This is a genomic window from Microbacterium gorillae, from assembly GCF_050990725.1.
Taxonomy (GTDB): Bacteria; Actinomycetota; Actinomycetes; order Actinomycetales; family Microbacteriaceae; genus Microbacterium; species Microbacterium gorillae_A.
Window position 1 is genome coordinate 401,089 of record NZ_CP158844.1, and the last position, 22,167, is coordinate 423,255.

Annotated in this window: 22 protein-coding genes; 12 read left to right on the forward strand and 10 right to left on the reverse strand. The window is 68.5% G+C overall.

What is annotated here, in order from left to right:
- Nucleotides 1-125: 125 nt before the first annotated feature.
- Together ABTV68_RS01810 and ABTV68_RS01815 are read right to left on the reverse strand one after the other, a co-directional pair.
- Nucleotides 126-1,439: an ABC transporter permease gene (locus tag ABTV68_RS01810; protein WP_433675912.1), complete on the reverse strand. Its 1,314-nt coding sequence runs from the start codon at nucleotides 1,437-1,439 to the stop codon at nucleotides 126-128.
- On the reverse strand, nucleotides 1,436-2,128 hold the full coding sequence (locus tag ABTV68_RS01815; RefSeq protein ID WP_433675913.1) for an ABC transporter ATP-binding protein: 693 nt from the start codon (nucleotides 2,126-2,128) through the stop codon (nucleotides 1,436-1,438). Before ABTV68_RS01815 ends, ABTV68_RS01810 begins: the two co-directional genes overlap by 4 nt.
- A 201-nt stretch (nucleotides 2,129-2,329) precedes the next feature.
- Here ABTV68_RS01815 and ABTV68_RS01820 point away from each other — a divergent pair, with 201 nt between their 5' ends.
- Together ABTV68_RS01820 and ABTV68_RS01825 are read left to right on the forward strand one after the other, a co-directional pair.
- On the forward strand, nucleotides 2,330-3,484 hold the full coding sequence (locus ABTV68_RS01820) for a histidine kinase (protein WP_433675914.1): 1,155 nt from the start codon (nucleotides 2,330-2,332) through the stop codon (nucleotides 3,482-3,484).
- On the forward strand, nucleotides 3,481-4,158 hold the full coding sequence (locus ABTV68_RS01825; RefSeq protein ID WP_433675915.1) for a response regulator: 678 nt from the start codon (nucleotides 3,481-3,483) through the stop codon (nucleotides 4,156-4,158). Before ABTV68_RS01820 ends, ABTV68_RS01825 begins: the two co-directional genes overlap by 4 nt.
- Nucleotides 4,159-4,176: 18 nt before the next feature.
- Here the strand turns inward: ABTV68_RS01825 and ABTV68_RS01830 are convergent, their stop codons facing one another.
- Nucleotides 4,177-5,526 carry an MFS transporter gene (locus ABTV68_RS01830; protein WP_433675916.1) on the reverse strand — a complete coding sequence of 450 codons (1,350 nt, stop codon included), beginning with the start codon at nucleotides 5,524-5,526 and terminating at the stop codon, nucleotides 4,177-4,179.
- A gap of 236 nt (nucleotides 5,527-5,762) precedes the next feature.
- On the opposite strand from ABTV68_RS01830, the gene ABTV68_RS01835 reads away from it, so the two are divergent.
- Nucleotides 5,763-6,239, forward strand: a complete 477-nt coding sequence (locus tag ABTV68_RS01835) for a hypothetical protein (RefSeq protein WP_433675917.1) — start codon at nucleotides 5,763-5,765, stop codon at nucleotides 6,237-6,239.
- A complete protein-coding gene (locus ABTV68_RS01840; protein ID WP_433675918.1) occupies nucleotides 6,239-6,811 on the forward strand; it encodes a TetR/AcrR family transcriptional regulator in 573 nt (190 codons plus the stop codon). The genes ABTV68_RS01835 and ABTV68_RS01840 overlap by 1 nt, the downstream gene beginning before the upstream one ends.
- 57 nt (nucleotides 6,812-6,868) lie before the next feature.
- Here ABTV68_RS01840 and ABTV68_RS01845 read toward each other — a convergent pair whose 3' ends face one another.
- Both ABTV68_RS01845 and ABTV68_RS01850 read right to left on the reverse strand, forming a co-directional pair.
- Nucleotides 6,869-7,567 (reverse strand): potassium channel family protein, encoded by a 699-nt coding sequence (locus tag ABTV68_RS01845; RefSeq protein ID WP_433675919.1) that lies wholly within the window; start codon nucleotides 7,565-7,567, stop codon nucleotides 6,869-6,871.
- Nucleotides 7,560-8,915: a TrkH family potassium uptake protein gene (locus tag ABTV68_RS01850; RefSeq protein ID WP_433677670.1), complete on the reverse strand. Its 1,356-nt coding sequence runs from the start codon at nucleotides 8,913-8,915 to the stop codon at nucleotides 7,560-7,562. Before ABTV68_RS01850 ends, ABTV68_RS01845 begins: the two co-directional genes overlap by 8 nt.
- 232 nt (nucleotides 8,916-9,147) lie before the next feature.
- Here ABTV68_RS01850 and ABTV68_RS01855 point away from each other — a divergent pair, with 232 nt between their 5' ends.
- The 5 genes from ABTV68_RS01855 to ABTV68_RS01875 all read left to right on the forward strand — a co-directional run bounded on the left by ABTV68_RS01855 (nucleotide 9,148) and on the right by ABTV68_RS01875 (nucleotide 14,195).
- Complete coding sequence (locus ABTV68_RS01855) at nucleotides 9,148-10,089, forward strand: GlxA family transcriptional regulator (protein WP_433675920.1); 942 nt, start codon at nucleotides 9,148-9,150, stop codon at nucleotides 10,087-10,089.
- 37 nt (nucleotides 10,090-10,126) lie between these two features.
- Nucleotides 10,127-11,470 carry a DJ-1/PfpI family protein gene (locus tag ABTV68_RS01860; protein WP_433675921.1) on the forward strand — a complete coding sequence of 448 codons (1,344 nt, stop codon included), beginning with the start codon at nucleotides 10,127-10,129 and terminating at the stop codon, nucleotides 11,468-11,470.
- Between the two features lie 84 nt (nucleotides 11,471-11,554).
- The gene (locus ABTV68_RS01865; RefSeq protein ID WP_433675922.1) at nucleotides 11,555-12,304 is read left to right on the forward strand and encodes a 3-hydroxybutyrate dehydrogenase; all 750 of its coding nucleotides are present in this window, start codon (nucleotides 11,555-11,557) and stop codon (nucleotides 12,302-12,304) included.
- Nucleotides 12,301-13,125: an alpha/beta fold hydrolase gene (locus ABTV68_RS01870; protein ID WP_433675923.1), complete on the forward strand. Its 825-nt coding sequence runs from the start codon at nucleotides 12,301-12,303 to the stop codon at nucleotides 13,123-13,125. Before ABTV68_RS01865 ends, ABTV68_RS01870 begins: the two co-directional genes overlap by 4 nt.
- 11 nt (nucleotides 13,126-13,136) lie before the next feature.
- On the forward strand, nucleotides 13,137-14,195 hold the full coding sequence (locus tag ABTV68_RS01875; RefSeq protein WP_433675924.1) for an alpha/beta fold hydrolase: 1,059 nt from the start codon (nucleotides 13,137-13,139) through the stop codon (nucleotides 14,193-14,195).
- 110 nt (nucleotides 14,196-14,305) lie between these two features.
- On the opposite strand, the gene ABTV68_RS01880 is transcribed toward ABTV68_RS01875, so the two are convergent.
- Nucleotides 14,306-14,599, reverse strand: coding sequence for a hypothetical protein (locus ABTV68_RS01880; RefSeq protein ID WP_433675925.1), 294 nt, complete (start codon nucleotides 14,597-14,599; stop codon nucleotides 14,306-14,308).
- A gap of 80 nt (nucleotides 14,600-14,679) precedes the next feature.
- Entirely contained in the window at nucleotides 14,680-15,078 is a 399-nt protein-coding gene (locus tag ABTV68_RS01885) for an N-acetyltransferase family protein (protein ID WP_433675926.1), read from the reverse strand.
- 166 nt (nucleotides 15,079-15,244) lie between these two features.
- Here ABTV68_RS01885 and ABTV68_RS01890 point away from each other — a divergent pair, with 166 nt between their 5' ends.
- Nucleotides 15,245-16,561, forward strand: coding sequence for a PLP-dependent aminotransferase family protein (locus tag ABTV68_RS01890; RefSeq protein WP_433675927.1), 1,317 nt, complete (start codon nucleotides 15,245-15,247; stop codon nucleotides 16,559-16,561).
- A gap of 51 nt (nucleotides 16,562-16,612) precedes the next feature.
- Entirely contained in the window at nucleotides 16,613-17,551 is a 939-nt protein-coding gene (locus tag ABTV68_RS01895; RefSeq protein WP_433675928.1) for an endonuclease/exonuclease/phosphatase family protein, read from the forward strand.
- A 5-nt stretch (nucleotides 17,552-17,556) separates the two neighbouring features.
- Here the strand turns inward: ABTV68_RS01895 and ABTV68_RS01900 are convergent, their stop codons facing one another.
- Both ABTV68_RS01900 and ABTV68_RS01905 read right to left on the reverse strand, forming a co-directional pair.
- Nucleotides 17,557-17,919 (reverse strand): Fe-S protein, encoded by a 363-nt coding sequence (locus ABTV68_RS01900; RefSeq protein WP_433675929.1) that lies wholly within the window; start codon nucleotides 17,917-17,919, stop codon nucleotides 17,557-17,559.
- Nucleotides 17,916-18,620, reverse strand: coding sequence for a hypothetical protein (locus ABTV68_RS01905; RefSeq protein WP_433675930.1), 705 nt, complete (start codon nucleotides 18,618-18,620; stop codon nucleotides 17,916-17,918). Before ABTV68_RS01905 ends, ABTV68_RS01900 begins: the two co-directional genes overlap by 4 nt.
- Before the next feature lie 55 nt (nucleotides 18,621-18,675).
- Between ABTV68_RS01905 and ABTV68_RS01910 the strand changes: the two genes are divergently transcribed.
- Nucleotides 18,676-19,152: a MarR family winged helix-turn-helix transcriptional regulator gene (locus ABTV68_RS01910; protein WP_433675931.1), complete on the forward strand. Its 477-nt coding sequence runs from the start codon at nucleotides 18,676-18,678 to the stop codon at nucleotides 19,150-19,152.
- A 136-nt stretch (nucleotides 19,153-19,288) separates the two neighbouring features.
- Here the strand turns inward: ABTV68_RS01910 and ABTV68_RS01915 are convergent, their stop codons facing one another.
- Nucleotides 19,289-22,132, reverse strand: coding sequence for an ATP-binding protein (locus ABTV68_RS01915; protein WP_433675932.1), 2,844 nt, complete (start codon nucleotides 22,130-22,132; stop codon nucleotides 19,289-19,291).
- Nucleotides 22,133-22,167 lie beyond the last annotated feature (35 nt).

The following is a 22,167-nucleotide window of genomic DNA, read 5'->3' on the forward strand; positions in this document are numbered from 1 at the left end:
GGACGTCGCGTTGACTGCTGTGCCGGCATCCGGGTGCGCTGCAACGAATCCATGAACGTGCGCCGGGTGCATGACCGAATCCGCGAGTCAGTCATGCACCCGGCGCAGGGTTCCTGCGCTCGCCGCTATTCGTAGCGCAGGGCGTCCACGGGGTCTTTACCGGCGGCGCGGGCGGCGGGGAGCGTGCCAGCGAGGAAGGCGACGAACATGATCAGCAGGATCGTGAGCACCACGGTCACCGGATCGAAGGCGACGAGCGTGAGGCCCGGCAGATTGGAAAGGAACGATCCGGCCAGCACGGAGCTGATCGCGCTTCCGGCGATCATCGCGATCACCACTCCCACGGCACTGCCGAGGAAGCCGATGAATGCGGCTTCGACGCTGAACAGGGCGAAGATGCGGCCGCGGCCCATGCCCATCGCCTTCATCAGTCCGATCTCGCGGGTACGCTCCTGCACGCTCATCAGCAGCGTGTTCACGATCCCGAACCCCGCGGCCAGCAGCGCGATCACGGCGAAGCCGTTGAGGATGAGGACGATCGCGTCGATCACCGTGGTGAACGCGCCGAGCTGGTCGGCCGTGGTCACACCGGTGAATCCCGCGTCCGTGAGGCGTGACTTGAGGGCGTCGATCTCGGCGTCGGTGGCGTCCGCGGCGAAGAACACGGTGGCCTGAGCCCAGCGATCCTGCTGGTCTGCCGGCAGTCCGGTCTGCTGCGTGGCGTACAGATCATCAGTGAGAGCGGCGTTGGGGATCACGCTGCTGCCGCCCGGACCCGCGAGCGTGGCCTCAGCGACCCCCACCACTTCGGCCGTGATCGTGTGCTGGGTGAAGGCCGCGTCCGTGACCGCGAGGGTGATCGTGGCGCCGAGCGCATCGGCGTCGTCGGAGAACCCGAGCGGCGTGACGTAGTCGACGGGAATCGCGACCTCGAAGCTGCTGCTGTCCGCGTCGGGCTCCCGACCCGCCGCGAGCTGAAGGGTCTGGCCGGGCACGAGTGCCCCGACACCGACCACCAGACGCTTTCCGTCGTCATGCTGGACGAAGTCCACAGTCACGGACTTGACCGGCTCCGCGCTCAGGACCCCGTCCACCTCGCGCAGGGCGGTGAGATCGGTGTCCGTCATCGCGGTGACCGTCGAGCCGGGAATGCTGGTCGCACCGGCGCTGACCGCGTCGGGATCGTACTCGCGAGGTTCGGTCGATCCGCCGGGGAGGGTGCCGCTGCTGCTCCCGTCGGACTTCGTCACGGTCATCACGTCGCTCGCGCCGATCGCCGACACCGTGTCGTCGATGTACCGGTTGATTCCGGTGCCGATCCCGCTGGTCAAGGTGAGGGTGAACGCGCCGACGAAGATCGCCAGCACGGTGAGAGTGGTGCGGGCGCGTGCCCGGAAGGTGTTTCCAATGGCCGTCCGGATCAGGTCGGGAGCCTTCATGCCGCCACCTCCTCGGCGACGATGAGACCGTCGCGCACGTGGACGCGTCGGTCGCAGCGCGCCGCCAGCTCGTCATCGTGCGTGACGATCACGAGGGTGATCCCCTGCTCGCGGTTGAGCGTGAACAGGATGTCCTCCACCACCTGGCCGGTGGCGGTGTCGAGGTTGCCGGTCGGCTCGTCCGCGAAGATGATGCGCGGATCCCCGACCAGAGCGCGAGCGATCACAACCCGCTGCTTCTGACCACCGGAGAGATCGACGGCGCGGTTCTTCGCCTTGTCAGCGATCTCCAGCTGCTCGAGCGCGGCGAGAGCCCGCTCGGTGCGCGCTCGCCGCCCCACCCCCGCGATCTTCAACGGCAGCATCACGTTCTCCAGCACGCTCTGGTTGGCCGTCAGGAAGAACTGCTGGAAGACGAACCCGAACGTCTTGTTGCGCGCTCGGTTGAGCTGCGCCGATCGCATTCCGGCCGCGTCCTCGCCGTCCAGCAGGATGCTGCCCTGCGTCGGCTCGTCCAGCAGCGCCATCAGGTGCATGAGGGTGGACTTTCCCGACCCGCTGCGCCCCACGATCGCCAGACTCTCTCCCTCGCGCACCTCCAGATTCACGCCGCGGAGGGCCTCGAATCGCCCGTCACCGCGCCCGTAGGTCTTGCGGACGTCCCGCACGGTCAGCACTGCCTCGCTCATGTCCTTCTCTTTCGTCGGCCTCTTCGTCGCCGGTCTGCAACGAATGGGATGAGGGCCCATCACCAGCATTCGCGGGAGCGCGTTCCGCCGCGTCCACCCGAGGGAGGCACCGGTGTCGTCCGCGGCGACTACACCCGGGGGAGTACGTGCATCCACCCGGGGGAGGTGTGCCCGCGCTCGTGCGACTGGGAGACTGAGAGCGTGGATCCGGAACCAAGGCGGCGACTGCTGCGCGTGCCCGGCTGGGTGCCCAGCACCGTGCTTAGCGCCTTCATCCTGCTGCCCGCGATCTTCCCCATGCCGCAGAGCATCGGCGAGCGTACGCCGCTGGGTGTCGTCGTCACGGCCGTTCCCGCGCTGCTGATCTGGGGCCGACACCGCTGGCCGCTGGCCGTTCTCGCCGGCTGCGTCGCCTGCTTCTGCGTCGCCGTCTTCACCGCTCCGCTGAGCCCGCTCTCCGTGCTGGCGACGGCCACCGCGATGTATGCGCTGGCGGTTCAGTCCGATCGGCGTCGCACGTTGGTCGTGACGATCGCCGTCATCATCGCGATTCTTCCCGTGTGCCTTGCCGCGGTGTCGAACGGAGTGCTGGAGCCACTGCCCGTGGCGGTATCGGTCACCGTCTGCTTCGCCGCCGCTCTCGGCGACGGTGTGCGCAGCCGCCGCGCCTACATCGCGGAGATCACCGATCGGGCAGTCCGCGCCGAAGCCACCCGCGAGAGCGAGGCGGCACGGCGGGTGTCCGAAGAGCGCCTCCGCATCGCGCGGGATCTGCACGATGTGGTGGCGCACCAGATCACGGTGATCAGCCTGAACACCAGCCTCGCCTCCGCGCAGCTGCGGACAGACCCGGATGAAGCCGAGGCGGCGCTCGTGACCGTGCGCACGGCGTCGCGACGGGTGCTGAGCGATATCGGAAACCTCCTGTCGCTGCTGCGCGCGGGCGACGAGGCGACCGATGCTCCGCAGCCCGGGCTCGCCGACCTCGATGGCGTGATCGACGAGTTTCGCGGATCAGGTCTGGACGTGACCGTGCGACGGGAGGATCCGACGATCGAGCTCTCGCCGGGCACGGACAGCGTCGCGCACCGGGTGATCCAGGAGGCGCTCACCAATGCGCTGCGCCACGGCAGCGAAGGTCGTGCTCACGTCCTCATCGCCGGTGACGAGGACGGGATGCGCGTGATCGTGACCAACCCGGTCGACGCGACGACCACCGGTCCCGCGACGGCGGGCGGATACGGACTGCAGGGTCTACGGGAGCGCGTGGCGTCGGTGCGCGGAACGTTCTCCGCTGACCGTCGAGGCGGCCTGTTCCGCGTCGAAGCCACATTCCCCGGAAAGGACGAGTCATGATCTCGCTGCTCATCGTGGATGACCAGCCCCTCATCCGCAACGCCATCCGTGGCCTGCTGCGGGTGAGTGGAGACATCGACGTCGTCGCCGAAGGGGCGGATGGCATCGAGGCGGTTCACCTCGCGCGCGAGCACCGACCGGACGTGGTCCTCATGGACATCCGCATGCCGCACCTGGGCGGGATCGAGGCCACGGAGCAGATCTGCGCGGATCCGGACCTCGGTGCCACGCGCGTTCTCATTCTCACCACGTTCGAGGAGGACGAGTACGTGCTGGCGGCATTGCGAGCCGGGGCAAGCGGCTTCATCGGGAAGGCCGCGGAGCCCGACGAGATCGCTCGCGCGGTGCGGGCGATCAGCGCCGGAGAATCCCTGCTGTCGCCGGTGGCCACGCGAGCGCTGATCGAGCGTCACCTTCGGGTGGATTCCGTCGCCACCCTGCCCGCGACCGATTCGACGGATCTGGGACAGCTCACTCTGCGCGAGCGCGAGGTGCTGCAGCTCATCGGGCACGGACTCAGCAACCAGCAGATCGCCGAGAGGTTCGTGATCTCGCCCCTCACGGTGAAGACCCACATCAATCGCATCATGTCGAAGCTCGACGCCCGTGATCGTGCGCAGCTCGTGATCCGCGCCTACGAGTCCGGGCTGGTGGTGCCGGGCAGCGGCCGCTGACGACCGCTGCCCGGCAGCTCAGTGCGCCGCCGCGGCGGTCCGCACGTGATCGGCGGTGTCGATGGAGCGCAGTTCCAGACCGGCGGTCTCTCGGGCCAGGAGGACGGCGACGAGCGTGATGGCGCTGGCGATCGCCACGTATACGGCGACGGGCACGCTGGAGCCGGTGGCGGAGAGGAGGTTCGTGGCGATGATCGGCGCGAGTGATCCGGCGAAGATGGACGTGACCTGATAGCCGAGGCTGACACCCGAGTAGCGCATTCGGGTGGGGAACATCTCGGCCATGATCGCGGGCTGCGCAGCGTACATGGCAGCGTGGAAGACGAGGCCCACCGCGATCGCAGCCCAGATGATGATCGGATTGCCGGTGGTCATCATCGGGAAGGCGAAGAAGGCCCAGGTGCCGCCGAGGAGTGCCCCCGCGGCATAGACGGGCCGTCGGCCGACACGGTCGGAGAGTCGTCCGAACAGCGGGATCACGAGGAAATGGACGATGTGCGCACCGACCAGGATGAGCAGAGTCGCGGACGTCGCTTCCTTCACCACCTGCGTCAGGAACACGATCGAGAAGGTGACCACGACGTAGTACAGGATGTTCTCCGCGACCCGCAGTCCCATGGCGACGAGGACGCCGCGCGGGTAGCGGCGGATCACTTCGAGCGGACCGAAGGAAGCGGTCTTCGCGCTGTCGTGCGCGGCGCGCATCTCGAGGAAGATGGGGGCCTCGCTCACCTTGGTGCGGATGTACCAACCGATGAGAACGATGACGGCGGAGAGCCAGAATGCCACTCGCCATCCCCAGTCGAGGAAGGCTTCGGGGCTGAGCGTGCTGGAGAGGATGAAGAGCACCAGGGTGGCGAGGAGGTTGCCGACTGGCACAGCGGCTTGGGGCCAGCTCGCCCAGAATGCGCGCGTGCGGTTGGGGCTGTGCTCGGCGACGAGCAGGACCGCTCCGCCCCATTCGCCACCGAGGGCGAAGCCCTGGACGAATCGCAAGAGGACGAGAAGAGCAGGAGCCCAGAGGCCGACGGCCTGATAAGTGGGGAGGCATCCGATGAGGACCGTGGCAGCGCCGATGAGGAGGATGCTCACCTGCAGGAGTTGTTTGCGTCCGTACTTGTCACCGAGGTGCCCGAACACGATGCCGCCGAGCGGGCGGGCGACGAAGCCGACGGCGTAGGTGAGGAAAGCCGCGATGATGCCGGAGTACGGGTTGTCGGACGGCGGGAAGAAGACGGTGCCGAACACCAGCGTCGCGGCCGAGGCGTAGAGAAAGAACTCGTACCACTCGACGACGGTGCCGGCCATCGACGCTGCGACCACCCGGCGCAGCGCGGTGGTTTCGGGGACGGGCTTGTCTGTCGACATGTCATGCTCCTTTGCATCTGCGGACGCTGTCCGCTTGTCGATCTTCGTCGGGCGGTGCCGCGGAGCCAATGAGCAAAGCTGCACATGCGGGGGCGCGAGATATCGCGTCGGTGGTGACACGCGCCGACGAACGAAACCGTCGTGGTGCGCGCCAGTACACGCTGGCGGCACCCCCGTAACGAGCGGTGTACTACTAGTACGCGCCCATGGTGTGTACTAGCAGTACACTTGCGATCATGCACATCTGGATTCGCGTTCTGGGAACCCTTGCTGTCACCGCCCTGCTGACGTCCCCGCTCTGGGCGCCCTCCTGGGGGAGGGGGCTGCTCGGCGAGATCGGCCTGCTGCCGTTCCCGGGGAACCTGCTCGTGGTGATCGCCTTTTTTGGACTGGTGGCGCTGTACTGTGCGAGCCTGCACGTGCTGATGAAGCGGGCTGGCGCCGCTCGACCGGCGAGTGTGTGGTGGATGTTCGCGATTCCCGCCAACTTCGTCGAGGACTTCTACATCGTGCACCGCGTCGACGCACAGATCCGGTCCCGCACGACAACGGTGGCCCGACTGTCCTGGCTGTGGCTGGGATACGGATGGTGCGGGTTCCAGATCCTGTCGCTGTTCCCCGGAATCGTCGGACTGATCGGAGGCGGGCTCGCCCTCGTGTTGTGGTTGACTCATTGGGTGCTGACCGTTGTGCTGAGCCGAAAGCTGCGCTGATGCCGCTGCCACGATTCGATCGGCTCCCTGCGGCCACCCGCGATGAGATCCTGGCGGTGGCGCGCACCCATTTCGCGCGAGACGGCCGAGACGGCGCTTCGTACAACCAGATCATCGCGGACGTCGGCATTTCGAAGACCTCCGCCTACCACTACTTCGACGGCAAGCAGGACCTGTTCGACGCCGTGGCGAACGATTGCGTCGCGCGCGCCCGTGCGGCACTGGGGCCGTGGCATCCGACCGATGACGTTCCGTCGTTCTGGGAGCAACTACGCGGATCCAGCGCCCACCTCATCGCCTACATGGCGGAGCATGTCGAAGATCGAGCGATCCTCGACATGGCGCAGCGCGAGCAGGGGCCCTCAGACTGGACGTGGGCGATGCTCGATGACGCCATCGAGCGGGGCCTCGTCGCCGAGCGCGAACGCGCGGTCATGGGCGTGGCCACGCAGGGCGTTCTGGATGCGCTCGACGCGGAGGCGCTGAGGAATCCGGACCAGTCCGAATCCCTGGCGGCAGCGATTCCCGATCTGCTTCGCCGCCTGTGGACCGCGTCCGACGTGAGGAACTAGCGGCCCTCCTCGTGCTGGCACCGCGCAACGGCGACTCGTCCCGTTGCGCGACTGATCTCAGCGCAGCAGCGCGAACTGCTCCGTGTTGTGCGTCGGCCCCACGATGAGCACGGTGTCGCCCGCGGTCAGCACGGTCGCGTTGTCCGCGTTCCGCCAGGGGTCGTCACCGTGCTGGAAGGCCGCGATGGTGATCCCATAAGTCGTGCGGATCCCGGTCGTGCCGAGCGGCTTGCCATGCAGTTCCGCGGGCGCCGGGGTCTTTACGAGCGCGTACCCGGGGGCCACCTCGATGAAGTCGAGGGCGGCACCGCGCACCAGATGCGCCACGCGACGACCCATGTCCTTCTCGGGATAGATCACGTGGTGCACGCCGAGCTGCTCGAGGATGAGTCCGTGACGGTCGTCCATGGCCTTCGCCCAGATGACGGGCGTGCCCATGCTGAGGAGGATCGAGCAGGTGAGGATGGACGCGGAGACATCGTCACCGATCGCGACCACGACCCGGTCGAACTCGTTGATCGCGAGCTGGCGGAGGGCCTCTTCGCGAGTCGCGTCGGCCCGTACCACCTGCGTGAGTTCGCCGTTGTGGATCTGGACGAGGTCTTCCGACATGTCGATGCCGAGGACCTCCGTGCCTCCGTTCATGAGTTCGAGAGCCAGCGCACTGCCGAAGCGGCCGAGGCCGATCACGGCGACGGAGTCGGCCTCAGCCAGACGGCGAGAGGCGTTGGATGCGAAGAGCGAGAACTTACCCAATGGCGGGCCTTTCCTTCGGGAACTGGTAGAGGACACGACGTTCACGCAAGGCGATGGCGCTGCCCAGAGTCAGCGGGCCCAGGCGCCCGAGGAACATGAGGAGTACGAGAACGATCTTTCCCGCGTCGGGCAGATCCGCGGTGATTCCGGTGGACAAGCCCACGGTGCCGAAGGCGGAGACCGCCTCGAACAGCACACGATCGAGGGCGTGATCCGACAACAGCAGAAGCGCGACCGTGCCGGCCACCACGGCGCCGACGGCGATGAGGACGACCGTGATGGCCTGGCGGTGCACAGCTCGGCTCAGGCGCTTGCCGAACACGTTCACCTCAGGATCGCCCCGGAGCTCGGCGATCATGATGAAGAACAGCACCGCGAACGTGGTGATCTTGATGCCGCCAGCGGTACCGGCGGGCCCACCTCCGGTGAACATCAGCACGTCCATGCCGAGCCAGCTCGCGTCGTGCATCGCGCCGATGTCGATCGAGTTGAATCCGGCCGTGCGAGTCTGCACCGATTGGAAGAACGCGGCCAGGACACGAGACCACGGGTCAAGCGCTCCGAGCGTCTTCGGGTTGCTCCACTCGATGACCGCCAGATACAGCGTTCCGAGAACGAGGAGGACCACCGTTCCCGTGAGTACCAGTTTGGTGTTCATCGTCCAGTGGAGCGGGCGCCGGAACTCCTTCCGCAGCTGCATGATCACGGGGAATCCGATGCCGCCCAGGATGATCGCGGCGGCGATGGGAAGGCAGATGAACGGATCGGAGACGAAGCCCATCAGATTGTCGGTGAAGAGAGCGAACCCGGCGTTGTTGAACGACGACACGGCGAGAAAGCCTGCGTGCGCGAAGGCCTCTCCGGGGCCGTAGCCGTAGCCGAACATGAAGCGGAGCCAGAGGACAAATGCGACGCAGAGCTCGACGATCACCGTGATGCCGAGGATGCCGCGAACCAGGCCGCGGATGTCTGCGAATCCGACGGCCTTGGTCTCTGCGGCTGTGTTCACGCGCGCGCGAACCGAGAGTTTGCGCGCGAGCACCATTCCGATGAGCGAAGCGCAGATCATGATTCCGAGGCCGCCGAACTGTATCAGCCCGAGAATCACGACCTGCCCGAACGGCGTCCAATAGGTCGCGGTATCCACGGTGGCGAGGCCCGTCACACATACCGCTGACGTGGCGGTGAACAGCGCATCGACGAAACCGGCACCACCGGGCCCACGGCGCGCGACGGGAAGCATGAGAAGAGCGGTCCCGACCGCGATCGCTGCGGCGAAGCCGATGACGACGATCTGCGCGGGGTGGGGGGTGCGGCGACGGTGTCGCCTCAGGCTGCCGGCTCGCATGAGCGGGGTGTGATCCACCGCGCCAATATAGCGGTTCCGGCTGGCGGCCCCGGCGTGAGTCATCGACGGATCGCGGCGGGGGTTGCGGGCATTCGAGCGCGCTGAGATCGCGCCGGCCTCGGCGGTAAACACTGGCTCGGTTCCGTCGTCGACTACTCCACTGCCAGATCGGTCCGGTGATGCTGCTGGATCATCACTGTCGGGCGGCTCACGAGCCCCGTAGATTCGCCGTATGTCGAAGCGAGTCGTGGTGCTGGTGCTCCCGCACGTGAATCTGCTGGATCTGGCAGGCCCGGTGCAGGCGCTCGCCGCGGCCACACACCTCGGCGCCGACTACCGGCTCTCCTTCGTCTCGGCGGATGCGGCCGCGGTGTCAGCGCAGGGTCTGCAGCTGTCCCACCTCGGAGAACTTGGTCCGGTGACCGCCGATGACCTGGTGCTCGTCCCGGGGCCTGACCTCGCACTGTCTGTCGATGTCGCGCCCGTTGTCATCGACTGGCTGCGCGAGGTCGCGGACAGCGGTGCGGAGATCGCCTCGATCTGCACCGGTTCGCTGATCCTCGGCGAGGCCGGACTCCTCGACGGACGCCGCTGCACGAGTCACTGGAGCGTCGTCGAACACCTGCGTCAGCGATACCCGCGGGCCCAGGTCGTGGACGACGTGCTCTTCGTCGCCGACGGAAAACTGATGACCAGCGCGGGTATCGCGTCCGGGATCGACCTGGCGCTCGCGATCATCGAGCGCGACCACGGCCCCGCGCTGGCCGCGAGCGTTGCGCGCGAACTCGTCGTCTATCTCCGCCGCAACGGTGCCGCGGCACCGCGAAGTGCCTTCGTCGCGCTGCGCGATCACCTGATCCCCGAAGTGCACACCGTCCAGCAGATCCTCTCTGACGCGTTCACCGAGCAGCACACTCTCGACGCGCTCGCCCGGGCAGCACACGTGTCGCCGCGAACGCTGACGAACAAGTTCGTCGCGACCATCGGCATGACGCCGCTGCAGTATCAGCAGACCCTCCGGGTGAGTCATGCCGAGACCCTGCTGAGCTCCACCGATCTCTCGATCGAGGCGATCGCGCTGGCGTGCGGCTATGCGGACGCGCGCCAGCTGCGTCGCATCTTCACACAGTCGCAGGGGATCTCTCCCCGCGACTACCGCGCCTCGATGCGCTGACCTTCACTCTGATCACCCCTCGTTCTGGAGAACACGAATGACCTTCCTTCGGCGCGCCCTGTGCGCGGCTCTCGGCGTCGCGCTCGCGGCCCTCACCCTCGTCGCCATCGCATGCGCGGGTTTCGTCACCACCATGGCGCGTGACTTCTCCGTGCCGGCATCAACGCAGCAGGTGACACCGCCCGCGATCACCCCCGCGCGACCCGACCGCATCCAGGTGGCGATCCTGCTCGGCAGCGGCGGCACGGTCGCGACGGACGCGATGGGACCCTACGGTGTGTTCGCAGCTTCGGACGCATTCCAGGTGCGTACGGTGTCCGCCTCGCGTGAGCCCGTCGCGCTCTCCGGCGGGTTGGCCACGATCCCGCAGGCTACCTATGCCGACTATGCGGACGGGCGGCTCCCCACCCCCGACCTGGTCGTCGTCCCGGCGATCAGTGATCCGTCGGGTGCCGGGGAAGCTGATCTCCGATCCTTCATCGAGCGCGCGCACGCCGACGGATCCCGCGTCATGGGCGTCTGCGCCGGCGCGCGGGTGCTCGTGGAGACCTCGGTCCTCGACGGCCGCACCGCGACGTCTTTCTGGTCGGACCTCGATGGCATGCGGTCCGCTCACCCCGAGACCACGTGGGTGAGCGGGAAGCGGTGGGTCGATGACGGTAATGTGCTGACCACCGCCGGCGTGAGTTCGGGAATCGCTGCCAGCCTGTACGTGGTCCAGCAGCTCGCGGGGGAGGACGAGGCCGTCCGCATCGCCGACGCCGTGCGCTACCCCCACTGGGAGCCGACCGGATCCATCGACATCCCGGTGAACACGGTGTCGTTGGCCGACTATCCCTACGTTCTCGGCGCGACGCTGCCGTGGGGTCAGCCGCAGTACGGGCTGGGTCTGCTGCCGGGGACCAACGAGATCGATATCGCGGCAGCCGCGGAACTCTACGGCGGGGCGGCGTTCACCGCACACGTGATCCCGGTGGCCGAGTCCGCTGAGATCACCACCGAACACGGCATGACGCTGCTGACCACCCCGGTCGCAGAAGCGGGGAAGCTGGATCGGCTCATCGTGCCCGGAGCCACCACGACCTCGACGCTGACGGATCAGCTGTCCGATGTTCCCGTGTTCCTTCCCGCCGCCGATGCGGGTGACGGCAACACGAGCTTCGACCCGATCCTCGCCGACATCGCGCGCACCGACGGACGAGCCACCGCGATGACCGCGGCGAAGTACATCGAGTACCCGCTGCCCGCACTGCCCGCCGAGGAGGGGAGCCCGATACGCGTGACCCTGCTCGCCATCGGTGCCGTGCTGCTTGCGGTCCTGGTGGGACTCGCCCCCGCGGGGATTCGTCGCCTCCGCAGGCCGTCGCAGAACGCCGCTTGATCCGCAGAAACGCGCGTGCGGGTGTGCGCAATTGCATACTCGCATCGCTGGTCGCCGCCAAACCGGTGAACTAACCTGCACAGCATGACGATGGAGTTGACCGGCCGACGCGCGTTGATCACCGGAGGGGCCAGCGGAATCGGCCTCGCCTGCGCCCGGGCGCTGGCCCGGGCCGGTGTCCACGTGATCGTGGCCGATCGGGACGAGCCCGGAGCCCGCGCCGCGGCGGCGGAGGTGGGTGGGGAAGCGATGGTCATCGACCTGTCGGATCTGGACGCTGTCGCCTCTCTGGACATCGATGTCGACATCCTCGTCAACAACGCCGGCATTCAGACCATCGCTCCCGTGGAGGAATTCGACCCGGCAACCTTCCGCCACATGATCGACCTCATGGTCACGGCGCCGTTCCTCCTCACCCGTGCCGCTCTCCCGCAGATGTACGCGCGTGGCTGGGGGCGGATCGTGAACATCAGCTCCGTGCACGGCGTGCGCGCGAGTCCGTACAAGGTGGCGTACGTCACCGCGAAGCATGCGCTGGAGGGCATGTCGAAGGTCGTGGCGCTGGAGGGTGGAGCGCACGGCGTCACCAGCAACTGCGTCAACCCCGGCTACGTGCGCACCCCGCTCGTGGAGAAGCAGATCGCCGACCAGGCCCGGGTGCACGGCATCGCGCCGAGCGAGGTGGTGGAGCGGATCATGCTCACCGAATCGGCGATCAAACGGCTGCTGGAACCCGAGGAGGTCGCCTCGCTCGTGCTGTGGCTGTGCGGCGAGAGCGCGGGCATGGTGACGGGGACCGCGCACCTCATGGACGGCGGATGGAGCGCGCGATGACCCTCAACATCCGCGAGTACGGTCCGGCCGGCGGGCCGGAGGTCCTGGCGATCCACGGCATCACCGCCCACGGTGGATCGTGGGCGGCCGTCTCTGCCCTGCTGCCGGAGCACCACGTCATCGCGCCAGACCTCCGAGGTCGGGCGGGAAGTCGCGATCTGCTCGGACCGTTCGGACTGCGGCGCCACGCGGACGATCTTGCCGCTCTCCTTCGCGCTCGTGGTGGATCGCCCCGCGTGGTGGCGGGACACTCGATGGGGGCCTTCATAGCTGTTGCGCTCGCGGCCGCGTATCCGGAACTCGTCAAACGACTCGTGCTGGTGGACGGTGGGTTGCCGCTCGAGCTTCCGGAAGGCGCGACGCCTGCCGACACCGCGCGCCTCCTCGGCCCGGCGGCGGAGCGCCTGCAGCGCGTGTTCGCCAGCGTTGACGAGTACCTGGACTTCTGGCGGGCGCATCCGGCGATCGGCCCGTACTGGCCGGCCACGTGGGACGCCTACGCACGGGACGACCTCATCGGCACGGCGCCGGAGCTGCGGGCCTCCGCCTCCGTCGAGGCGATGATCGCCGACGGTGCGGAGCTGTACGGTCCGGACTGGTACCTCGCGGCCCTCCGCTCCCTGCGGATTCCGGTGTCGGTGCTGCGCGCACCGCGCGGCCTGCTCGACGCCGACCCGCTCTATGCGCCCGGGGCCATCGAGGAGTTCCGCTCCCTCGTCCCTCAGCTGCGCCTCGCCGAGGTGGAGGACGTGAACCACTACACCGTGCTGTTCTCCGATCGCGGTGCCGCCGCGGTCGCCGATGCCATCGAACACCCCTGACAGGAGCAGTCATGAGCGATCTCTTCCCTGGAATCACGGCACACCGCGTCGCCTCGTCGCGCTACGCCGCCAACGTGCTGGAGCGCGCGGGCGACGGTGAGGTCGTGGTCTTCATCCACGGCAACGTCTCGTCGTCGGTCTTCTATCAGCCGACGATGCTGGCGCTGCCCCGTGACTATCGCGCGCTCGCGATCGACCTGCGTGGGTTCGGCGAGAGCGAGACGCTGCCGGTGGACGCGACCCGCGGTCTCCGTGACTTCTCGGACGACGTGGTCTCCGTGCTGGATGCGCTCGACGTGGAGCGGGCGCACGTGGTGGGCTGGAGCATGGGCGGCGGCGTGGCCATGCAGCTGCTGCTCGATGCACCCGAGCGGGTGCTGTCCCTCACGCTGGAGGCCCCCGTCTCGCCGTACGGCTTCGGTGGCACCCACGGTGCCGACGGCACGCGCAACGATGACGACGGGGCCGGTACCGGAGGCGGCGGTGCGAACCCGGACTTCGTCGCCCGCCTGCGGGCCGGCGACCTCACCGAGGAGGCTCCCACGTCGCCGCGATCCGTGCTGCGCAGCGCCTACGTCGCGCACCCCGACGCGCAGGCCGAGCACGAGGACGCGTGGGTGCGGTCGATGCTCACGACAGCCACTGGCGACGACAACTACCCGGGAGACAGCGTGGCCTCGGCAAACTGGCCGGGCTTTGCCGCGGGCCGTCGAGGCGTGCTCAACACGATGGCTCCGCAGCACTTCGATGCCTCGGGGATCGCCAATTCCCCGCACCGACCCCCGATCCTGTGGGTGCACGGCGATGCTGACGTGATCGTGTCCGACACGTCGCTCTTCGATCTGAATCACCTCGGCGCGCTCGGCGTGATCCCGGGATGGCCGGGGGCGGACGTCGCACCGGCGCAGCCGATGAAGCAGCAGACCCGCGCCGTGCTGGCGCGATATGCCGCGGCCGGCGGCGTGGTGCGCGAAGTCGAGATCGCCGGTGCCGGTCACGCGCCGCACCTGGACGACGCCTCACGCTTCGATGCGGAACTCGCGGCGCACCTCGCGGCGGCGTCTGCTTAATCGCGCGCTCGCGCAGGTTGCGTGGCGCCGGAGGTGGTCCGCAGACCTGGTGCTCTGGTGCGTCGCACCGGGGTCGCCGTGCGGACGCCGGGCCGCGGGTTCGCCGCGACTCAGGCCTGTTCGCGGGGAGGAATCTCGGGGTCGCGGGCGTCTGAGGTACCGCGCCTCGTGCGCTGCCAGGCGACGAACAGACCGACGCCCAGCAGGACCGCGCTGCCGCCGACCCACATCCACAGGCTGGTCTCCACGCCGATGAGGGACGTGTACCAGTCGCGGCAGAAGGATCGGGCGCTGTCTTGCGCGTCGACGCACATGCCCGCACGGAACAACGGCGCGAACAGCACGAACGCGACCGCCGACGCACCGACCCCGGTCCAGAGTAGGGCTTTCGTTCGCGCCGACATGTCTCCTTCCTACACCGGCGACGCGCCCTCGTGCGGTGTACACGTGACGGGGCTCGGGGCGTTCGCCCCGAGCCCGCCGATCATCGCGTTGTTGCCGATGTCTCGTAGGTGACCCAGCGCGTTCGTGTGGCGAGCGTGTCGTACAGCGCCTGCGCCTGGTGGTTGTCATCCGCCGTCACCCACTGCACGAAGCTGCGGTCTTCCGTTGCGGCGATGCGGCGCAGCTCCTCGATCAGTGCACGTCCGACGCCTCGGCCACGCGCGACCGGAGCGGTGAACAGGTCGTCCAGAAACAGACCCGTGCTCCCGGTGTACGGGGAGGAGATCGGGCGGTGATGCGCGAAGCCCACCAGCTCGCCGTCGATTTCTGCCATCAGCGCGGAGCACTCGTGAGCGGGATCGGTGAACCACCCCCACGCGCGCGTGATGACCTCTTCCGACTCTGTCAGGCGGTAGAACTCACGGTACTGACGGAACAACTCCCGCCACGCCGACTCGTCACTCGCGTGCAGAGGGCGGATGATCGGCTCGGTGCGAGACGGTAACGGTTGGGGCGTGTGATGAGTAACGCTACTCTGTTCATTCATGGGGCAAGATAACAGATCGCGGGAGATCGCCGAACAGCTTCGCAGGGAGATACTCGGGATGAGTGCGGGGACCCGGCTGCCCGGGGTGCGCGAACTGTCGGCGCGCTTCCAGGCGAGCGCCGCGACGATCTCCAACGCCCTCGCCGAACTCACCGCCCGCGGGCTCGTTCGCGCCGAACCCGGTCGAGGAACCTTCGTCATCGGACGCGGACACAGCTCTCGCCCCGATTACGCGTGGCAGTCGCAGGCGCTGGGTGCGGTGCGCGTCGATGCTGATCGCGCTTCACGCCTGGGTGCACACGGTCAGCCGGAGCAGCTCCCGCTCTCCTGGGGGTACCTGGCCGACGAGCTGCAGCCGACCGAACATCTCCGCCGCATCGGGGCCCGAGTCGCGCGGTCGGCGCGCGGGTGGGACCTCACCCCGCCGTCCGGTTCCGCGGAGCTGCGCCGACTGATCGCAGCCGAGTATCGGGCTCAGCCGGAGGACGTGCAGATCGTGCCGGGTGGTCAGCAGGCGCTGGTGTTCGCTCTCCGCACCCTGGCAGAGCCCGGCGAAACGGTCGTAATGGAGAGCCCCACGTACCCCGGCGCCATCCTCGCCGCGCAGAGCGCCGGACTGCGGATCGCGGCCGTGCCTGCCGACGCCGAGGGCATTCGCACGGACCTGCTCGCGGATGAACTGGAGCGCACTCGAGCACGCGTCGTGTATCTCCAGCCGTCGTTCGCGAACCCGACCGGAGCGGTGATGAGCGACCTTCGGCGTCGTGAGGTTGTCGCGCTGGCGGTCGCCCGCGGAGCGTTCATCGTCGAGGACGACTGGGCTCGCCACCTCGGACTGGAGCGCCCGGCCCCCGCGCCGCTGTTCACGGCAGACGCCGACGGGCACGTGGTGAGCATCACCACGCTGGCGAAGCCGATCTCGCCCGGACTGCGGGTCGGAGCGATCATCGCGCGAGGGCCCGCCGGGGCGCGGCTGCGCGCGTCGCGGATCGCCGATGATCTCGGGGTCTCCCCGCTGATGCAGGAGGTCGCGCTGGAGTTCTTGTCCTCCAGCGAGTGGGCACGACACCGCAAACGCCTGCGTATCGCCCTCGGTGATCGGCGGGATGCCCTGCTGGCGGCAGTGGCCGGGAGTGATGTCCTTCAGGTGCCGGCGTTGCCACAGGGCGGCCTGCATCTGTGGGTGCGTCTGCCGGACGACGCCGACGCCCGCACGGTCAGCCGGGCGGCGCAGACGGAGGGAGTGCTGGTGGGGGACGGCAGTCACTACTTCGTCGATGAGCCGCCGTCGCCCTATCTGCGATTGTCATTCGGGGCGGCCTCTCCGCCGCAGATGGCCGAGGGTGTGCGCCGCCTGGAGAGTGTGGTGCACTGACGCAGCGCGGCGCGCAGGCTCCTCCGAGCGGGCACAGCATAGGCTCGCGGGGTGTCACAGCCCCACCCCCAACCCCGGCGCGTCGGGCGCGCACGGGTGTGGGCCGCTGCTGTCGCGGTGCTCATGGCACTGCTCCTCGCGGTGATGGTGGGGATCGCCGTGCCGGGCTTGATCGGCACGCTCGCCGCCGTCGCACTCCCCTGGCTCTGGCTGCCCGCTGTGCTCGTGATCGTCGGCGGGTTCTGGTGGTGGCGTCGGCGTTGGATCGCGCTGGTCCCGGCCCTGGTCTGGGTCGTCGCGACCGCGTCATCGCTGACCTGGTTCCCGCCCGCGGCCCTCGAGGGTGATGGCATCATCGTCGCCGCGAGCCAGAACGTGGAGGCGGGCTCAGGGACGGCCGCGGAGTCGGCCGCCGCGCTCGTCGACCGCGGTGCGGACGTGATCGCTCTCACCGAGTTGGACGCGCAGTCGCGTGACGATGCGATCGGCGCGCTCGAGGAATCGCATCCCTACCGATACGTCGTCGGCACCGTGGGTCTGTGGAGCACCTCGCCCATCGCGGACGCGGAGGCCCTGGATCTCGGGCTCGGGTGGCAGCGTGCGTTGCGGGCGGAGATCGAGAGTCCCGCCGGCCCGATCAGCGTCTATGTGGTGCACGCCGCATCCTTCCGGCCGGGTGCACAGGCGGAGCGCGATGCCATGCTCGCCGCGCTCGGCGATCTGATCGCCGCTGATGATCACGACCGGATCCTCGCGCTTGGCGACTTCAATGCCGTCGGTGCTGATCCGGTTCTCGCCGGCATTCGTTCGCGCCTATCGGAACCGCGACAGTCATCGTTCGGCTTTGGATTCACCTGGCCAGCGGGCCTGCCGTCCGCGCGCATCGACCACATCTTCCAGCGTGGTTTCGATGCGGGCGGTGCCGAGACGCTTCGCGCCGGGGCCAGCGACCATCTCGCCGTGCTGGTCGGTCTGCGTCCTCGCTCGTAGCGCGCTCACGCCCGCCAGAAGATGGCGACGCCGGCGTTGAGCACCGCCAGGGCACCGATGCTCCAGAACGCCACGTTCGTGGGGCGACCGGCCTTCTCCCGCGTGATCACGACCCCGAACGCCCCGCCGATGGCGAATGCCAGCACAAGCTTCACGGCGAGCTTGATGTAGTTGAGGTGCACGTCGGCCGGGAACGGGATCGCGAGCAGGAGCCCGGACGCGATCATCACCCCGAGACCGGTGCGAAACAGGGTCGTGGTCACGTACTGGCGACGGGCGGCCTGAGCGGCCCAGCCGCCGAGAAGCAGCGCGAATCCGATGAGATGTATCAGCACGAGGAGTTCGCGCAGCAGAAGCAGGATGTTCATGAGTCTCCGAGGCGAGGTGTGGACGCGCGGCGGGCTCGCGCCCGGGGGAGTGCGAATGCGACGACGATCAGCCAGACCCCGCCGCCGAAGCGGACGATCGGAAGCAGGAACTGCAGCGGATCGATCGCGAGAGCGAGGAAGGAGATCTCGCCGATGAGCGCGATAAGCAGGCCGACCAGGGCGAACCAGCGTGGGACGAATCTCAGGATCAGTGCGGGCACGGCAATGCCGGCGATCAGCAGACCCAGGCCTACCGCGTAGCCCACGCCACCCAGCGTGAACGCGAAGCGGGCGAATGCTGCGGCGACGCCTGGGTCGGCAGCCTCGGGTCCGGCGACGATGGCCCAACTCGCGAGGGCCGAGATCATGAGCATCACCGACGCGGCGATTCCGCCGTAGAGGCCGATCACCGGGCCCGGAACGCGGACGCCGAGCCGGAGCTGGCGGGCGTAGACGGACGCCGCGAGGATCCCGAGCGGCACGGCGGCGCCGAACTGGAGTGTCGCGGCGATCCGCACGGTGAGGGCGTCCGTCGCGTACCACTCGGACAGCTGGGATGCGGGCGCGAACGGTGCCGGGGCGGAGCCGGCGCCGAGTACCAGGGTGAGGACACCGGCCAGGGTGAGGGCGAACGTCACGATCGCGAGCGGTCCGAGCGGTGGTCCGCCGATTCGCGATCTGTGTGTGGGTGAATCGGTCATAGAGGAAATCATGCACACTATGAATCATTCTGTCAACCGGGGTAGGCTGAGTCTCATGAACGCCCCCCGTCAGCCGCAGCGCACCGGGTTCCTCCTCTCCCAACTCGGCGCGTTCGCGTCGTCGCGCTTCGCGGAGCTGATCAAGCCGTTCGGCCTGACTCCGGCTACCGCGGGGGTGCTGCGGATCCTGGCGCGCACCCCCGGTCTGAGCCAGCGCACGCTCGCCGACCGGCTGGGTTCTGTGCCGAGCCGGGTGGTGGTTCTCGTCGACTCGCTAGAGAGTGCGGGGCTTGTTTCTCGCACGCGGGATCCCGACGATCGGCGTCATCATCGGCTGGATCTCACGGAGAACGGGCGTGCCGTGCTGGGGCAGCTCCGTGGCGCGGCGGAGCGGCAGAACGCCGACATCCTCGATGTGCTGTCCGAGGAGGATCGTGCGGCCTTCGCCGAGCTGGTCGCACGGCTGGCGGCGGCACACGGACTGGATCCCGACGTGCACCGCGGGTACGGATCGGTGCCGCCGTCGTCCTGAGGCTCCGCGGTGTGACGCGCTGGGGGCGTCGTCTCGCTTCGGATTCCTGAGCGGCCACACTCCGTCTCGCGGCGCTCAGCAACCGGGACAGCGTGAGGGAGGGTGCTCAGCAACTGGCGTTGTGAGACGCGCCGCCTCAGCGGCGGGAGGAGGCGGCGGCCTCGGTGCGGCTGGTCACGCCGAGTTTCCGCAGGATGGCGGAGACGTGCACGCTGGCGGTTTTCGCGCTGATGAACAGGCGTTCGCCGATCTGGCGGTTGGTGAGTCCTTCGGCGATGAGGTCGAGAACCTGCTGCTCGCGTGCAGTCAGCTCGGCGGGAGCACCGGCGTTGGCCGTCTGTTCCTGACGCGCGGCGCGGGCGAGGCCGGCGTTGCGAAGGAACGACGTGGCGCGCCGCTGCACCTGGTGGTGGCCCAGCGCGGCGGCTAACTGCAGAGCGGTGGTCGCGTGGTGTGCGGCATCCGTACGATCTCCGGCTGCCAGCTGGGCGCGCGCGAGCTCGAGTCGAACAACCGGGCGGAAGATCGCGGGGACATCGTCGTGCTCGGCCACGTCGAGGGCCTCGGTGAGCGCCGGGATCTCGCCGCTGATGACGGCCGTGAGCACCGCATCCCAGTGGGGGATCCGAAGCGCGGGTGGACGGGCTGCCCAGGCGGTACCGAGTGATCGAGCGGTGTCGTCGGCGAGGGCGTGATGTCCGTCCGCGCGGAGATCCGTGACGACTCGTACGCCCTCCAGGAGGAGCCGGGAGACCTGGGCCAGTTGTGGGCCGGGGTCGGTGATCACTCCGGTGAGCACGGTGGCGGCGCGGGTCGGATCGCCGGCACCAAGGCTCACGATCAGCTCTCCCCAGTGCAGCGAGAACCACACCTGACGTTCCACGCGAGAGATCGCCGCTGCCGTCGTGCGCCACTCGTCGAGCAGTCGCGTGGCTTCGGGGATCCGCCCGCGCCATACCAGGATCCGGATGCGCGACATCGTGGCATAGACGCGGAAGATCTGCAGCGTCCGCAGCGCGAGATCGCGAGCCATCGCCTCCTCGGCGCGATCGATCTCGCCGAGTTCGATCAGCGGCTCCACCAGGTTGTGTGAGAGCACCGAGCCGGTCGCGCGCTCCACCCCGAGCCGTCGGGAGTGTGCGACGCCGAGCTCGGCGACCTCGACCGCTTCACGGAAGCGCCCCAGGTTGAACAGCGCATCCGCATAGTTCACGCGGTATCGCAGCTGCGCGTCGTGATCTGAGGCGTGCTGCCACGAGAGCTGGAAGTCCTCGAGACCGCCGGCGACATCTCCCAGGTGAATGCGGCTGCAGCCGCGCAGATTGGCCGCCACCGACATGGCGCTGTCGAAACCCGAGGTCTCGGCGATCCGGAACGCCTCATCGGCTGTCTCTCTGGCTTCCGTGAGCCGCGCACTGGTGAGGTGGCGCCCGCTCAGGTAATTGAGGAGTGAAGCGCGCAGACGATCCTCGTCGGGGTGGCCGTCGAGGATCGCGAGGGCTTCGCCCAGCAACTCGGCGGTGCCGGGCTTTCCGAGATTCTGAAGGTAGAGCGCGCGGTCGCGCAGCAGCCGTGCGTGCACGGCCGGGTCGGCGGTCTGCGGATCCAGCTCACCTAGCGCGAGTGTCGCCACCGCGAGTGCGCGCTCGGCGTCGCCGCCGTTGCGCAGGATGGATCCGAGCCGGGCGAGGAACGAGATGCGCTCGATCCCCGCCACGGAATCCGCGTTCGGTACCTGGTCCCACAGCTCCAGCGCCAGCTCGCCGAACCGTGCGGCCGTCGAGAACGCGTAGCTGTCTTTCGCCTGCTGCATCGCCTGCACCGCCGCTCGGAGCGCCCGCTCCGGGTCGTGTGCTTGATACCAGTGGAAGGCGAGGCTCGACGCGGCACCGCCAGCTGCCTGGATGGCCTCCGCGTAGGAGCGGTGCAGGCGCGAGCGCTCGCCGGGAAGCAGATCGTCGTGGATGGCCTCACGCAGGAGTGCGTGCCGGAAGGCGTATGATTCGTCGTCGCGCACCGTGAGGATGCCCGCGACCACAGCTTCGCGCAGCGCCTCGTCAAGACTCTCGCCGCCGCGACCGGTCACGGCCGTGAGCAGGTCGTGGGCGATCGCGCCGTCACAGGCGGAGGCGAGTCGGACCGTGCGTCGAGCGTCCTCGCCCAGTGCGTCAAAGCGCGCGAGCAGGACATCACGCAGCGTCTCCGGAAGGGGTCCCTCGACGTTGCACACCAGCTCTTCCACGAAGAACGGCACGCCCTCGCTGCGCTGGACGAGATGGGCGATCGTGGCATCGTCCAGCGGCCCGCGCAAGCCGACGACCAGCTCGCGTACCGCGTTCGCGTCGAGGCGGGCGAGGGAGATCCGCTCGAGCAGTCGTGCGCGCTCGGACTCCGCGAGGAAGGTGCGGACCGCGCCTCCCCGACGTACTTCGTCGGTGCGGCAAGTGAGCACGAACAGCACGCGACGACCCGCGAGAGCGCGCAGCAGGAACGAGAGCATCGACAGCGTGGCGGCATCGGCCCAGTGCAGGTCTTCGACGATGACCACCACCGGCCGTGCCGTAGACGCGGCCTCCAGGAGGTTGGCGATGGTTTCGCCGAGCGCCTCCGGGCGAACCGTGGCTCGATCCAGCGGGGTGCCCGCAGGGTCGGGGAGGAGGAGTTGCAGCGCGTTGCGGCTGGGTCCGGCGGCGTCATCGGCATCGTCCCCGAGCTCGTCGAGGAGGCCGCGCAGGATGGCGGGAAGGGGGCCGAAGGGAGCGGGGGTGGAGCCGTAGTCGAGACACCAGCCGGTGAGCACGGTGGCCTCGTCGACGAGCAGCCGGCGAAACTCGCTGGTCAATCGGGACTTTCCGATGCCGGCCTCACCCGCGATCAGCACCGAGGCGGCTTCGCCGCCCTCCGTGCGACGCAACGCCTCCTGGAGGAGCGCGAGTTCTGCATCGCGACCCACCATCTCCGGTGCGGTGGTGGCTGACATGGCTTCATCATGCCAGCCACCTCGGACATCGAAAC

Bases quoted from the DNA above. Each gene is read 5' to 3' on its own strand.
- ABTV68_RS01810 (WP_433675912.1), bottom strand. From the start codon at position 1,439: ATGAAGGCTCCCGACCTGATCCGGACGGCCATTGGAAACACCTTCCGG.
- ABTV68_RS01815 (WP_433675913.1), bottom strand. From the start codon at position 2,128: ATGAGCGAGGCAGTGCTGACCGTGCGGGACGTCCGCAAGACCTACGGG.
- ABTV68_RS01825 (WP_433675915.1), top strand. From the start codon at position 3,481: ATGATCTCGCTGCTCATCGTGGATGACCAGCCCCTCATCCGCAACGCC.
- ABTV68_RS01830 (WP_433675916.1), bottom strand. From the start codon at position 5,526: ATGTCGACAGACAAGCCCGTCCCCGAAACCACCGCGCTGCGCCGGGTG.
- ABTV68_RS01835 (WP_433675917.1), top strand. From the start codon at position 5,763: ATGCACATCTGGATTCGCGTTCTGGGAACCCTTGCTGTCACCGCCCTG.
- ABTV68_RS01840 (WP_433675918.1), top strand. From the start codon at position 6,239: ATGCCGCTGCCACGATTCGATCGGCTCCCTGCGGCCACCCGCGATGAG.
- ABTV68_RS01850 (WP_433677670.1), bottom strand. From the start codon at position 8,915: ATGCGAGCCGGCAGCCTGAGGCGACACCGTCGCCGCACCCCCCACCCC.
- ABTV68_RS01855 (WP_433675920.1), top strand. From the start codon at position 9,148: ATGTCGAAGCGAGTCGTGGTGCTGGTGCTCCCGCACGTGAATCTGCTG.
- ABTV68_RS01860 (WP_433675921.1), top strand. From the start codon at position 10,127: ATGACCTTCCTTCGGCGCGCCCTGTGCGCGGCTCTCGGCGTCGCGCTC.
- ABTV68_RS01865 (WP_433675922.1), top strand. From the start codon at position 11,555: ATGACGATGGAGTTGACCGGCCGACGCGCGTTGATCACCGGAGGGGCC.
- ABTV68_RS01870 (WP_433675923.1), top strand. From the start codon at position 12,301: ATGACCCTCAACATCCGCGAGTACGGTCCGGCCGGCGGGCCGGAGGTC.
- ABTV68_RS01875 (WP_433675924.1), top strand. From the start codon at position 13,137: ATGAGCGATCTCTTCCCTGGAATCACGGCACACCGCGTCGCCTCGTCG.
- ABTV68_RS01880 (WP_433675925.1), bottom strand. From the start codon at position 14,599: ATGTCGGCGCGAACGAAAGCCCTACTCTGGACCGGGGTCGGTGCGTCG.
- ABTV68_RS01890 (WP_433675927.1), top strand. From the start codon at position 15,245: ATGAGTGCGGGGACCCGGCTGCCCGGGGTGCGCGAACTGTCGGCGCGC.
- ABTV68_RS01900 (WP_433675929.1), bottom strand. From the start codon at position 17,919: ATGAACATCCTGCTTCTGCTGCGCGAACTCCTCGTGCTGATACATCTC.
- ABTV68_RS01905 (WP_433675930.1), bottom strand. From the start codon at position 18,620: ATGACCGATTCACCCACACACAGATCGCGAATCGGCGGACCACCGCTC.
- ABTV68_RS01910 (WP_433675931.1), top strand. From the start codon at position 18,676: ATGAACGCCCCCCGTCAGCCGCAGCGCACCGGGTTCCTCCTCTCCCAA.
- ABTV68_RS01915 (WP_433675932.1), bottom strand. From the start codon at position 22,132: ATGTCAGCCACCACCGCACCGGAGATGGTGGGTCGCGATGCAGAACTC.